8 protein-coding genes are annotated in these 15,151 nt (G+C 34.2%); 6 read left to right on the top strand and 2 right to left on the bottom strand.

Annotated elements, in window-relative coordinates:
• The first annotated feature begins 12 nt into the window (after positions 1-12).
• The 3 genes from BMY96_RS13320 (at position 13) to uvrB (ending at position 9,920) form a co-directional block, all read left to right on the top strand.
• Positions 13-2,751 carry a T9SS type B sorting domain-containing protein gene (locus BMY96_RS13320; RefSeq protein WP_092852996.1) on the top strand — a complete coding sequence of 913 codons (2,739 nt, stop codon included), beginning with the start codon at positions 13-15 and terminating at the stop codon, positions 2,749-2,751.
• A 149-nt stretch (positions 2,752-2,900) separates the two neighbouring features.
• Positions 2,901-7,841, top strand: a complete 4,941-nt coding sequence (locus BMY96_RS13315) for a T9SS type B sorting domain-containing protein (protein WP_092852994.1) — start codon at positions 2,901-2,903, stop codon at positions 7,839-7,841.
• 75 nt (positions 7,842-7,916) lie between these two features.
• Complete coding sequence (gene uvrB / locus BMY96_RS13310) at positions 7,917-9,920, top strand: excinuclease ABC subunit UvrB (RefSeq protein WP_092852992.1); 2,004 nt, start codon at positions 7,917-7,919, stop codon at positions 9,918-9,920.
• A 92-nt stretch (positions 9,921-10,012) separates the two neighbouring features.
• Here uvrB and BMY96_RS13305 read toward each other — a convergent pair whose 3' ends face one another.
• Positions 10,013-10,426, bottom strand: a complete 414-nt coding sequence (locus tag BMY96_RS13305; RefSeq protein WP_092852990.1) for a hypothetical protein — start codon at positions 10,424-10,426, stop codon at positions 10,013-10,015.
• A 384-nt stretch (positions 10,427-10,810) separates the two neighbouring features.
• Between BMY96_RS13305 and BMY96_RS13300 the strand changes: the two genes are divergently transcribed.
• Positions 10,811-11,131 (top strand): DUF1456 family protein, encoded by a 321-nt coding sequence (locus BMY96_RS13300; protein WP_092852988.1) that lies wholly within the window; start codon positions 10,811-10,813, stop codon positions 11,129-11,131.
• A gap of 100 nt (positions 11,132-11,231) precedes the next feature.
• On the opposite strand, the gene sucC is transcribed toward BMY96_RS13300, so the two are convergent.
• Positions 11,232-12,422 carry an ADP-forming succinate--CoA ligase subunit beta gene (gene sucC / locus BMY96_RS13295; protein WP_092852986.1) on the bottom strand — a complete coding sequence of 397 codons (1,191 nt, stop codon included), beginning with the start codon at positions 12,420-12,422 and terminating at the stop codon, positions 11,232-11,234.
• A 200-nt stretch (positions 12,423-12,622) separates the two neighbouring features.
• Here sucC and lysA point away from each other — a divergent pair, with 200 nt between their 5' ends.
• Both lysA and BMY96_RS13285 read left to right on the top strand, forming a co-directional pair.
• Positions 12,623-13,858 carry a diaminopimelate decarboxylase gene (gene lysA, locus BMY96_RS13290; RefSeq protein WP_092852984.1) on the top strand — a complete coding sequence of 412 codons (1,236 nt, stop codon included), beginning with the start codon at positions 12,623-12,625 and terminating at the stop codon, positions 13,856-13,858.
• A 131-nt stretch (positions 13,859-13,989) separates the two neighbouring features.
• A complete protein-coding gene (locus BMY96_RS13285) occupies positions 13,990-14,928 on the top strand; it encodes a sterol desaturase family protein (protein ID WP_092852982.1) in 939 nt (312 codons plus the stop codon).
• The last annotated feature ends 223 nt before the right edge of the window (positions 14,929-15,151 follow it).

Genomic DNA, 15,151 nt, shown 5'->3' with positions numbered 1-15,151 from the left:
TGCTACTAAAAAATGAAAAAGACTATATTATTCGTAATTTTCTGTGTAATAAGTATATCTTCTTTTTCGCAGGCTGAAGCTTCAAATTGGTATTTTGGTTATGGAGCTGGAATTAATTTTAATCAAACAAACGGAGAGGTTTCGGCACTAAATAATGGTCAATTATTTACAAACGAGGGGTCCGCGTCTATTTCAGACAGCTTCGGAAATTTGTTATTTTATACAGACGGTATAACAATTTGGAATAAAAACCATGGCGTAATGACCAATGGTTCTGGATTAAATGGCGACCCTTCAAGTACGCAATCTGCTATTATTGTACCTAAACCTAATACGCCAGATATATATTATGTTTTTACTGTAGATGATCATAATCCTGATGAACCGCATTATGGCTTTAATTACTCTGAAGTAGATATGACATTAAGTGGAGGTCTTGGCGCTGTTACCAACAAAAACGTTAATTTAATTCAAGATTGTTCCGAAAAACTATCGGCCGTGGTTAAAGACTGCGAAACTAAATCTATCTGGGTACTTGCATTTGCTTCAGAAAGCGGTTTACTAGAAGAGTATAATACATTTCATGCTTTCGAGGTTAGTGATCTTGGTATAAACACCACAGCAGTTAAATCAACCTTTCCCTTAGCAATTAATGATTACAGAGGAAATTTAAAGATTTCTCCAGACGGAGAAAAAATAGCCTGTGCCAACGTTTCTGCCGATTTATTTTTTAGTAATGTTAAAGACAGGTTGTTACTGTTCGATTTTGATTCGGCAACAGGCCAAGTATCAAACCTTAATCGTCTAGTTTTAAGTGGTAATAGTGATTTTCCGTACGGACTAGAATTTTCGCCTAGTAGCGAGTTACTTTATGTACACGCCTCAAATGATTATAATGGTCCTAATAGAAATGTACCCTCAAATCATAGTTCAGTTCTACTACAATACAACCTTCTTGCTACAGATATTCAAAATTCTGAGGTGGTCATAGACAACAGAATATTATACAGAGGTGGTTTACAACTTGGACCTAATGGAAAAATTTACAGAGCACTAAGCGCTACTTACGATTTTGGTTTATCGCAACTGGGCGTAATTAATAACCCTAATGCTTTGGGTACCGCTTGCGATTACCAACATAATGGATTAACTGTATCTCCCAACCTATCATCGCAAGGTTTACCTCCTTTTATACAATCTTTCTTTAACCAAAAAGTAGATATTATAAATAATGGTGCAGAATCCTTAACTTTAGACCTCTGTGATGGCTATACCTACACGTTATCTGCTCCAGAAATTACTGGAGCCACATACGAATGGACAGTTAATAAAACGCCGTTAGCAATTACAACACATAATATTGAAGTATCAGACACTGGAAATTACGAAGTTTTTATAGACCTTAACGATGGAAATTGTGGCGTTTTAGAAGGGCAAGCCTTTGTAAGCCTTAACACTAATCCAGAAGCGTACAACGATACCTTATTGCAATGCGACGAAGATGGCATTACAGATGGGCTAACCATATTTAACCTCAACAAGTCGCATACTAACTTAACAGGAGGCATACCAGAACGATCTCTAAAGTTTTATACAGATTCTGCAAGAACTAATGAAGTTGACGGTTACAATTTCCCCAATACATCGAACCCACAAACCATTTATGTTGAAGTAATAAACGACTCTACCGGCTGTAGTAGTTTTTCTGAGCTAACATTGCAAACCAGCGTAACCGATGCCAACAACACCGAATTAGTGCATTGCGACGATGACGGTACCGAAGATGGTTTTCATAGTTTTAACCTAAACGACGCAAACAATATTATTGTTGCAGGTTTACCTGCCGGACTAAACGTTACCTATTTTGAAACCTATAATGACGCGTTAACAGAATCAAATACCTTAACGGGTACGTATACCAATACAGTACCGTATTCGCAAACCATTTATGCGCGTGTTGAAAATGCTAATAACTGTTATGGTATAAGCGATGTTGTACTAAAAGTAAATGCCTTACCAAATATTGAAACCAATAGTTTAGAATACTATTGCTTAAATACTTTTCCAAATACCATTACCATTGATGCTGGTCTTATTAGTGGGGCTACTAGCGATTATAATTATAACTGGTCTAATGGAGATACAACCTATGAAACAGAAATAAATACCGTTGGCACCTTTACGGTTACAGTTACAGATAAAACAAGTGGCTGCTTAAAAACTAGAACAGTTACCGTTACAGAATCTAATATTGCAACTTTTAACGCACCTGCTTTTAAGGTAACCGATGCCGTACAAAATAATACAATAACCGTTTTGGTTTCTGGAGAAGGCACATACCAGTACAGCTTAATTGATAGCAATAATTTAACAGTAAAACCGTTTCAAGATAGTAACCTTTTTGAAAATATATACCCAGGAATTTACCAAGTTGCCGTTAAGGATATTAAAAATGATTGTGGTATTGTAAATGAAAATGTATCGGTAATTGGTTTTCCTAAGTACTTTACACCAAATAGCGATGGCGTAAATGATACTTGGCAAATCTTAGGCGTTTCAAAACAATTTCAAGCCAACTCTAAAGTTTATATTTATAATAGGTTTGGAAAATTAATAAAAGAAATTAAAGCCACAGAAAAGGGATGGGACGGCACATTAAACGGACAAGTTCTACCTAGCGATGATTATTGGTTTTCTGTTAAACTAGAGGACGGTAGAGTTTACAAAAACCACTTTTCGCTAAAATATTAACAGCCAATTAGTTTCAAATCAAAAAAATATGCGTTTTAACTGATTAATTTTGCGTTTCATCTAAAAAAAATCTATTTTCGGCCTTATTTCACCCCAACAAAAATGCTTAAAAAGCACATAAAAAAAGAACTAGAAAGCTACTACCAGTTATGAGATCGATTTCCTTCACCTTATTTATGTTATTTTTTTTTGGAGCTATTGGGTTTTCGCAACAAATTACTATCAATGATAATGTTGGGCTACAATCCTTAATTCAAGATAACTTAGTTAATGGTTGTGTAAACATATCAAACATTAGTTCTTCGGTTAATGGAACCGCTAGCGGATTTAACAGTTATGCTTATTTTGAAAGAGCTGGTTCTAATTTCCCTTTCGAAAATGGTATTATGTTATCTACAGGTGGAGCCACTTCGGGCGGAAATTCTGCAAGAACACCAACCTTAAGCGAAGGCTCTTCCACTTGGGGAACCGATCCTGATTTAGAAGCCGCTTTAGGAATAACTAATACCTTAAATGCAACATCTATTGAGTTCGATTTTGTTTCAATATCTAATCAATTTCAATTTAACTACCTTTTAGCTTCAGAAGAATACTTTGGTATTAACCCATGTCAGTTTTCCGATGGTTTTGCATTTCTTATTAAAGAAGCAGGAACTAGCGATCCTTATCAAAATATAGCACTTGTACCTGGAACCACTACACCTGTTAATACAAGTACCATCCATAATGTTAGTGCCAATTCCGGAACCTTAAATTGCAACCCAGAAAACGAACAATACTTTGCCGGTTACAATCTTGGAGATACAAATTATAATGGTAGAACAACAGTATTAACAGCTGCCGGTAGTATTTCGCCTAATGTAACTTACCGTATTAAATTAGTAATTGCAGATCAAAACGACCATACATTTGATACCGCAGTTTTTATTGAAGGCGATAGCTTTAAAGTTTTAGACTTAGGAGAAGACATTACCACCTGTGCGAGTTCTGTAGTTCTAGATGCCGATTTAGAAAACACCCTAGCATCTTACGCTTGGTATAGAAACGATACTTTAATTCCTGGTGCAGTAAGCCCAACCTATACAGCCCTGTTAAATGGCACATACCGCGTAGAAGTAGCTGTACCAATAAATGGAAGCACCTGTGTTGAGACCGATGAAGTAGAAGTTGTTCTTAATACAGAGGAGCCTATGGAGCCCATTTCGGATTATCAAATTTGTGATGATTCTAGTGGTGATGGCATTGAAACCTTTAGTGTTAGTATAAAAGATTCGGAAGTTGCTGCAAACTCACCTTTTAACAATTATGCTTTCAGTTATCATTTATCGGACAACGAAGCCAGACTAAACACTAACCCAATTACAGGACCAATACAAAACACATCATCTCCGCAAACTATTTATGTACGTGTACAAGATACTGATAGTAACTGTTTTTCATATACAACCTTTAACTTAGTTGTTAATCCTTTACCGAGCATCGTAGACCCTACACCTTTAGAAATATGCGATAGCGACGACAATCCAGATGGTTTCGCAATTATTGACCTAACAGAAAAAGACGAGGAAATTACCTCGGGGCAAAGCAACTTAGTAGTTTCATACCATTATAACTCCTTAGACGTTAGTACCGGAAGCAATCCAATACCAACACCTTATGTTAACTCTAGTTCGCCAGAATTAGTTTACGTAAGAATTATTGACATTGAAACAGGCTGCGTTACTACCACAACATTAAATGTCGATATTACTATTAGCCCAATTGTAAATAGAGACACCCAATACCTAGATGCTTGTGATAGAGATTTAGATGGCGATGCCGAGTTTAATTTAACCGAAGTAATAGCACCAATATTAAATGGACTAACTGGAGTAACAACAACTTTTCACCAGTCGTTTAACGATGCCGAAATGAACATTAATGCTATAGCAGACGAAACAAGCTACCAGTATACTAACGCAGTTACAGAACCAGGTTCTGGAACTATTTATTTAAGAATTGTAGACGACTCAACAGGGTGTCCAACCATTGTCCCTTTCGAAATTCACACCAATTTACTATTAACAGGAACAGACACAGGAGATTTTGCACTTTGTGATGATAATGATGACTCTACAGACACCCTAGATTTCGATTTAAATACCATAGAGACATTTATAGCCAACGACCTACCCAGTTCTATAACCGTTACCTTTTATGAAAACGAGGACGAACGTGATAATGGTGTTAACCCTATCGATAAAACAGTACCATATCCAGCTTTAAGTCCGCAAGTTCTATATGTAAGTATTGAAGGTGGTGGCTGTGTTGAAACCTCTGAAATAAATCTTTTAGTAAACCCAATTTTACTATTTGCCGAAGTAACGGTGCCTTATTGTGATGACGATGATGATGGCTTTACCAGCATAGACCTGCATTCTTTAGACGATACAGTAACCGGCGGTAACACAAACTTTACAGTTACTTATTTTGCAGATGAAATGGATGCACAAACTAATAATACAGCAAACCAATTACCGCCATTTTACAATAACTCAAGTAACATAGAAACGCTTTATGCACGATTAGAAAGTGTTAATACAGGCTGCGCTACTGTTAACCCGTTTCAAATTGAAGTCTTAGTCGCACCATCCTCTAACCAACCAGACGACATTGTTATTTGTGATGACGACGATGATGGATTCTATGTTATAAATATTGAAGATAAAATAGACGAAGCTGTAGCCAGTAGAACGGGATTAAATATTGATGTATTTACAGACCTTGAAGCCGCTAACAACAACACAATTACCCAGGCTATACCAGAATCGGAACGTGCAGCATACAATACAGATACCCAAACCATCTATATACGTATTGAAAATGCCATTACAGACACAAACTGTACGTCTATTGTTTCGTTTGAAGCCATAATAAACACGGTTCCTGTTATCCCAACAGATATCCTTTTTCAGGTGTGTGAAGACGATGGCGATAATTTTGCCGATTTTATATTATCTGAAATAGATGAAGAAGTCCTAAATGCACAAACTGGCAAAGTAGTGTATTATTTTGAAGATGAAAACGATGCCATAAACAGAAACATAGCAAATGCTCTTCCTAAAGGAGCAGACATGCCTTACAACTCAGCTTCCAGAACACTATACGTTAGAGTTGAAAATATTACAGACCAAACTTGCTATAGTACCGGGTCTATTGAAATTCAAGTAGCACCAGATCCAGTTTTCGATCCTATTATCGATTTCTTAGTTTGCGACGATGCTACAAACGATGGCTTTTTCGAATTTAATTTAGACGATAAAAAAGCCGAAATTCAAACCAATTCGCCAGATGTATTAGGCATTACCTTTCACACATCACAACAAGATGCAATGGATAATTTAGATCCATTACCTTCAACTTACACAAACGTAACCAATCCACAAAGTATTTATATACGAATAGAAAGTAGCGCATCGTTTTGTTATGTTGTTGAGGAATTAGGAATGAACATTGTTTCGGCACCAGATGTTTTAGTAGGAACGCCCTCAATAACAGAATGTGCGCCAACACAAGCAGGTATAGCAAACTTCGATTTAACAGTTTACAACATAGATACACAAACTGCAGATTTTGAAATACTAGATCGGGTAAAAAGTAACCTTGTTATTAATTACTTTGAAAACCTAACAGATATTAATCAAGACAATGGTATGGACAATTCCAATGAAATACCAGACCCAACAAGTCTAGATTCTGAAGCAAAAACCGTTTATATTAAAATAACGAACACCTTAACAGGCTGTTTCACTTTAGTACCTATAGAATTAAATGTGGATTTACCACCCGTAATAAACACGGTAAACAATATTCCTATTTGCGATAACGATACCGATACCTATGATTTATCAAACGTTGATGGTTTAGTTGTTAACGACCCAAATATTGTTACTATTTCCTATCACGAAACTGAACAAGAAGCCATAGATAATGCCGCTCCTATTGGTAATACATTTAACTATACGGCTAGCAGCCACGAAATTTTTATTCGAATTTTCGATAATGTTACTGGCTGTCCGATAGTAACCTCGTTTGTATTAGAAATAAATCAAAATCCAACAGCTAATAGACCTTCAGATTTGGTAATCTGTGATGATGATTTTGATGGCGAGCAAAATTTCATTTTAACAGATAACAATAATACTATCCTTGGTAGTTTACCGGCTTCCAATCACAACATTACTTTTTATGACACTCTAGATAATGCCGAAACTGAAACCGATGCGCTTTCTAACAACTACACATCTTCTACCGAGAAAACCATTTTTGTTAGACTAGAAAATAGAACTACGGGGTGCTTTAACACCACACAATTTGATTTACTAGTAAATCCTAAACCTGAAATTCCTTTAGAAGAAATTGTGCCTTTATGTAACGATGAGCCTTTACTAGTCGTAGCAGATACCGGAGTTCCTGGCGATCAATATTTATGGTCTACCGGGGCAACAACAAGCGAAATTATAATTAACCCAGAAGACATTGGAGATTACTCTGTTACTGTAACTAGACCCAACACTATAGGGGCTAACTGTAGTTCTACCCATAATTTTAGAGTAATACCATCTGAAGAGGCGGAGATAACACTTACCTCAACGGTTAATTTTGCAGACCCTAATAGAATAACTGTAGAAATTAATAATGGTAGAATTGGCGACTATGTTTTTATATTAGATGGTGGCGAACCACAAACATCAAACATTTTTAACGATGTGTCTTTTGGACGCCATCTTGTAACCGTTAGAGATTTAAATGGGTGTATGGATATATCGCAGACCGTTTTTGTATTTGACATTCCAAAGTTTGTAACACCAAACAATGATAATGCTTATGATACTTGGCACATTATTGGAGCAGATCAATTACCAGGTACCAAAGTTTATATTTACAACAGACATGGTAAATTACTAAAAATGCTACCCTATAATTCCTTGGGTTGGGATGGTACTTTTAATGGCCAAAACATGCCTTCTGATGATTATTGGTTCTCTGCAGATATCGTTCAAAATGGCGAAACATTTAATATTAAAGGGCATTTTGCGTTAAAACGATAAAAATTAAATTTCCATCAGTTAAATTCCTAATTCCATCAACTTTAAGTAATTTAGACATATTAAAGTATAAGGCGTATGCAGTTTAAAATTGAATCGGAATTTAAACCCACCGGAGATCAACCACAGGCAATAAAACAGTTAGTTAGTGGTATTACTTCTGGCGAAAAATACCAAACGCTATTGGGTGTAACGGGTTCTGGAAAAACATTTACGGTAGCCAATGTTATTGAGGAGGTGCAAAAGCCAACCTTAGTTTTGGCACACAACAAAACTTTAGCTGCCCAGTTGTATTCAGAATTTAAGCAGTTTTTCCCAAACAATGCCGTTGAGTACTTTGTGTCGTATTACGACTACTACCAACCAGAAGCCTACATCCCCGTTTCTGGAGTATTCATTGAAAAAGATTTATCTATTAATGAAGAAATAGAGAAAATGCGTTTAAGCGCAACCTCTTCTCTGCTCTCTGGGCGTCGTGATGTTCTAGTAATTGCATCGGTTTCTTGTATTTATGGTATTGGAAACCCTATTGAGTTTCAAAAAAACGTAATCACATTAAAAAGAGACCAAGAAATTTCTAGAACCAAATTACTACATAGTTTAGTACAAAGTTTATACTCTAGAACCGAAGCCGATTTTAGACACGGAAACTTTAGAATAAAAGGAGATACGGTTGATATTTTCCCGAGTTATGCCGATGATGCCTTTAGAATTCACTTTTTTGGAGATGAAATTGAAGATATTGAATCCTTTGATATTCAAACCAACGAAGTTGTTGAAAAATACGATCAACTAACTATATATCCCGCAAACATGTTTGTAACCTCGCCCGATGTTTTACAGGGCGCTATAAGGGAAATTCAGGACGATTTGGTAAAACAACATGATTATTTTAAAGAGATTGGTAAGCACTTAGAAGCAAAACGCCTTAAGGAACGTACCGAATTTGATTTGGAAATGATTCGCGAATTAGGCTATTGCTCGGGTATTGAAAACTATTCGCGTTATTTAGATGGTCGTTTACCAGGAACCCGTCCGTTCTGTTTATTAGATTATTTTCCAGATGATTATTTAATGGTTGTAGATGAAAGTCACGTAACTATATCTCAAGTTCACGCCATGTATGGAGGCGATAGAAGCCGAAAAGAAAACTTGGTAGAATATGGATTTAGATTACCTGCTGCCATGGATAATAGACCATTAAAATTTGAAGAATTTGAAGCCATACAGAATCAAATTATATATGTTAGTGCTACACCTGCAGATTACGAATTGCAAAAATCTGATGGTATCTATGTAGAACAAGTTATACGTCCTACAGGGTTATTGGACCCTATTATTGAGGTACGCCCAAGTTTAAACCAAATTGACGATTTAATTGAAGAAATACAACAGCGTATTGAAAAAGACGAACGTACCTTAGTAACAACACTTACTAAACGTATGGCAGAAGAGTTAACTAAATATCTAGATAGAATTCAAATTCGCTGCCGCTATATCCATAGTGATGTGGACACTTTGGAGCGTGTAGAAATTATGCAAGATTTACGAAAAGGTCTTTTTGATGTCTTGGTTGGTGTTAATTTACTTCGTGAAGGATTAGATTTACCCGAAGTATCTTTAGTAGCCATTTTAGACGCCGATAAAGAAGGGTTTTTACGTTCTGCACGTTCACTTACCCAAACGGTTGGAAGGGCCGCTAGAAACTTAAATGGTAAAGCCATAATGTATGCCGATAAAATAACTAAAAGCATGCAAAAAACTATTGACGAAACAGAGTACAGAAGAGAAAAACAAATTGCATACAATACAAAACACAATATCGTTCCTACGGCATTAAACAAAAGCTTAGACAATGTGCTTTCTAAAAACTCGGTAAGCACTTACAGTTATGAACTTGAAGCGCTAAAAGCTGCCGAACCAGAAAGTGACTACTTAAGCAAACCCGAGCTAGAAAAGAAAATAAGAGAACGCCGTAAACTAATGGAAGAGGCTGCAAAAAATTTAGACTTTATAGTTGCCGCAAAACTTAGAGATGAAATTAAAGCATACCAAGAAAAACTAGAAAAGCTAAAAGTTTAAACTTTTAGCTTTATATAGGCGATAATACACCTTTTAATATAATCAACACTTATAATAGTAATCCTCAAAAATTCTAAGAGAGAAATAACACGTTAGTTATACTGCGTTTTAAAAATATCTATTAAAACGTCTGGCGGCACTATTTTATTAGGAAAACTTTCCATTAAGTATAATACTTTGGTAATAGATTCGTGGCTTAAGCCCATACGCAAACCAAAGTTATATAACTTAATTACTCCAGCAGAATTATTATCTTCATTTGTTTCTTGCTCAATATTTAGCAATAATACTAGTCTATGAAATTGAACAATACGTTCGCTATGTGATTTTAAGTGAGTATAAGACACAGGGTTATCTAACAAATAATCAAAATCGTCGCGAGAAATTTCTAATTGCTTAGCCACTCCTAACAAAAAATTATATTCTATACGCCTAATGTCTTTATCATATTTTGCAAAAGCAATCATTTCGGACAAAAGACTTAATTTTTCTACTCTATTTACCATTTTTGAGGGTTTCTTTAAAGGGATGAATTAATTATTACATAAAGTTACACAGAAGAGATACATAAGTAATCGTGGATTTAATGTAACTTATCGAAAAACAGTAGGTTTTTAATCGTAATTTTTATTGGTTTCGTCAATAAAACAATTTATTAAACTAAAAAAACTGCACTTTATCTCGTTAACACCTAGAACAATACCCAAGATTAAGAACCTGTAAAACACTAAAAAACAGACAATTAAAATAGATAAAACTTAAAATCGCAGTATGTTTTAAAAACACATATTTTAAGGTATCTTTACGAGAAGTAAAAAAAGGCAGTATTTAATTAATTAAAATTCAAAATCGATGAAATGCATAGACCTTAAGTAAACCATTATATAAGCATGACAAACAACGATATTTTAAAAAAGTTAAGAGTAGCCCTAAAGCTTCGCGATGACGATATAGTAAAAATTTTAGAACTAGTAGATTTCCGGATTTCTAAAAGCGAATTAGGGGCTTTTTTTAGAAAAGAAGACCATCCAAAGTATATGGAATGTGGCGACCAGATTTTGCGTAATTTTTTAAACGGACTTGTTATTCATTTAAGAGGCCCCATGCCAAAGAAAAATGAAAAGTCCCCGCAAAAGGACAAACCAAAATTTAACCCTAAAAAAGGGAATAAGTTTTCTAAACCAGAGCAGAAAAAGGATATTAAAAAATAATATTGATCACACTAAATATAAAAACAAAAAAGAGCAACATATAAATGTTGCTCTTTTTTTATATACTAATTAAAGTGCTAAAAATTTTAGCCCTTAACTTTTATCCTAATACTTGTTGTACTTTATCAGCAGCCTCCTGGAACTCTGTAGCACTCATAACATCTAAACCAGAGTTATCAATTAACTCTTTGGCAATATCAGCGTTAGTACCTTGTAAACGCACTATAATTGGCACGTTTATAGTTCCCATATTTTTATAGGCATCAATAACACCTTGTGCAACACGGTCGCAACGTACAATTCCACCAAAAATATTTATTAGAATTGCTTTTACCGCAGGATCTTTTAAAATAATTTTAAACGCAGCCTCAACACGAGCAGCATCAGCAGTACCACCAACATCTAAGAAGTTAGCCGGTTCTCCTCCTGCTTGCTTAATTAAATCCATTGTTGCCATTGCTAAACCAGCTCCGTTAACCATACAACCAACATTTCCATCTAGATCAACGTAATTTAATCCAAGTTCTCCTGCTTCAACCTCTATAGCACTCTCTTCACGAACATCGCGTAAATCTACGTAGTTTTTATGTCTGTATAATGCGTTATCATCAATAGTTACTTTAGCATCAACAGCCATAATTAAATTATCACTTGTTTTTAAAACCGGGTTAATTTCAAATAAAGAAGAATCCGATTTTACATAAGCTGTATAAAGATTAGTAACAAATTTTGTCATTTCTTTAAAAGCTAAACCAGATAAACCTAAGTTAAAAGCAACACGTCTTGCTTGAAACGGCATTAAACCTACAGCAGGATCAATTTCTTCAGTAAATATTAAATGTGGTGTTTCCTCTGCAACAGTTTCAATATCCATTCCACCTTCTGTAGAATACATAATCATATTACGCCCTGTACCTCTATTTAATAAAACAGATACATAAAACTCACTAGTTTCAGTTTCACCTGGGTAATAAACATCTTCGGCAACTAAAACTTGATGCACACGCTTACCTTCAGCCGAAGTTTGAGGTGTAACCAAATCCATACCTATTATTTGACCAGCAATTTCTTCTACTTCTTGTAAATTTTTAGCAAGCTTAACGCCTCCTCCTTTTCCACGTCCTCCAGCATGTACTTGTGCTTTAATTACGTGCCAGCTTGTTCCGGTCTCACTTGTTAATTGTTTTGCTGCAGCAACTGCTTCTTGAGCATTTTGTGCTACAATACCTCTTTGGATACGTACTCCAAAACTATTTAATATTTCTTTACCTTGATATTCGTGTAAATTCATAATATGGCTTCTTTTTTAAGATTCACAAATGTAAATAATAGCGTTTACTTACCCTAATATTTATTTATCAAAACATGTAAAAAATATTTATAGATCCAGTTTTGTTAAATAATTAACAATATGTTTAATTTAATATATTTTTTATTTTTTTATTTTTTTTTGAAATCAAACAAATATCTTTGACAAAAATTAAATGAATCATGTTAGATAATCAGTTGCTTAAAATTGCACAAGATTTTGGAAGTCCAGTATATGTTTATGATGCTAAAAAAATAGAAAACCAATACAAAAGACTTACGTCTGCTTTTAAAAATGTAAAGAAATTAAAGATAAATTATGCGGTTAAGGCCTTATCTAACATCTCTATTTTAAAACTTTTAAAGTCTTTAGGGTCTGGTATTGATACAGTTTCAATACAAGAAGTGCAGTTAGGATTAGCCGCAGGTTTTTCGCCAGAGCAAATTATTTTTACTCCAAACGGCGTGTCTTTAGACGAAATTGAAGAAGCTGCAAAATTAGGAGTGAAAATAAACATAGATAACCTTTCTATATTAGAGCAATTTGGAACAAAGCATCCAAAAGTACCTGTTTGTATTCGTATAAACCCTCATGTTATGGCGGGCGGTAATGCTAATATTTCTGTAGGTCATATAGATTCTAAATTTGGTATTTCAATACACCAAATACCTCATATTTTAAGAATTGTAGAAAACACTAAAATGACCATTAACGGTATACACATGCATACTGGTAGTGATATTTTAGATATTGAAGTGTTTCTTTACGCCAGTGAAATTTTATTTGACACGGCTAAACAATTTAAAAACTTAGAGTTTATCGATTTTGGTTCTGGTTTTAAAGTCCCTTACAAACAAGGAGATATTGAAACTAATATTGAAGAACTGGGCAAAAAATTGTCGGCAAGATTTAATGATTTCTGTAAGTCTTACGGAAAGGATTTAACCTTAGCCTTTGAGCCTGGTAAGTTTCTAGTAAGCGAATCTGGTAGCTTTTTAACTAAAGTAAATGCTGTAAAACAAACTACTTCAACTGTATTTGCTCAGGTAGATTCTGGTTTTAATCATTTAATTCGCCCTATGTTTTATGGTTCGCACCATGATATTGTAAACATTTCTAACCCAAAAGGAAGAGAGCGTTTTTATACCGTTGTTGGTTATATTTGTGAAACCGATACGTTTGGTAATAACAGACGTATTAATGAAATTAATGAAGGTGATATTTTAAGTTTTAAAAACGCAGGAGCGTATTGCTTTTCTATGGCGAGTAACTACAATTCTAGATTTCGTCCTGCCGAAGTATTATGGCATAATAATGAAGCACACCTAATTAGAAAAAGAGAAACCTTTGAAGATATTTTAAATAATCAAATTGAAGTTGACTTCAGTTCAAAAAAAGAAACTGTTTTAGAAAAATAATAGCTTTCTGAAAAAATATTAATGGCTTTAAAACTCAAAAATTGTTTTAAAGCCATTTTTTTTTGAAATTACTTGAAGCTTATTAAGCATTACAATTAAAATCGTTATATTTTTGAGAAAATTATAATATTATGGATTTTACAAACCCCCTCGTTTACGGAGTACCTTGTTTTTTAGGTTTAATTTTATTAGAACTTACTTATAGTAAAAACCATAATGACGAAAAAAGTAAAAAATTATACAATTGGAAAGATTTAGGTGCAAGTCTTACCATGGGAATTGGCTCAGCTATACTAGCTCCACTTACCAAAACAATAGCAGCCATAGTACTATTTAATTATGTTTATGAAGTTTTTAACCCGTTAGTTGATGGTGTTCGTATGAACATTATGGGTTGGGAATCTTTTGGTTATGCCTGGTATACATGGTTAATATGCCAATTGTTAGATGATTTTAGTTATTATTGGTTTCATAGACAAAATCATAACGTACGCTTTTTATGGGCAGCACATATTGTACACCATTCTTCGGATAATTTTAATTTAGGAACTGCTGTAAGAAACGGTTGGTTTACTATTTTTTATAAACCTTTTTTCTATATGTGGATTCCTGCAATTGGTTTTCCTCCAGAAATGTTGGTGGTATGTTTAGGTATTGAAGCCCTTTGGCAATTCCAATTACATTCGGTTTATATTCCTAAAATGGGATTCATAGAAAAATTTATGAATACACACACCATGCATCAAGTACATCACGCTCAAAATCTAGAGTATATGGATAAAAACCATGGAGGATTTTTAAATATTTTTGATAAAATGTTTGGTACCTGGAAAGAACTAGATGAAAACATTGAAATAAAATATGGTGTAACGCACGCTCCTAACTCCTATAATCCATTAGTTATTTTAACTCATGAATACAAGGATATCTGGAATGATATGAAGAAATCTAAAAACTGGTACCATAAATTCATGTATGCTTTTGGTGCACCAGGTTGGAGTCATGATGGTAGTACCCTTACCATTAAACAAATACGCAAACAAATGGAAGCAGAAACCTTAAAAAGCTAACTTTTTAAGATTAAAAAAAAGCCTCCAAAATCACTAAGACTTTGGAGAATTTTTTTACATAACTGCCTTATTTACATAAACTATAAAACATTTGATTATAGTTAATAGTTTATCTAATCTTCAAAAAAACACATGATTTATAAAGCTAATAATAAAGATAAATGGTGCTTAAGCTACCTATAAAATGAACAATAATAAATCTTATTAAATTAACTTTAATGTA

The organism is Algibacter pectinivorans (assembly GCF_900112595.1).
Classification (GTDB): Bacteria; Bacteroidota; Bacteroidia; order Flavobacteriales; family Flavobacteriaceae; genus Algibacter_B; species Algibacter_B pectinivorans.
The sequence above is the reverse complement of the archived record's forward strand: the minus strand, read 5'-3'. Positions and strand labels throughout refer to the sequence as shown.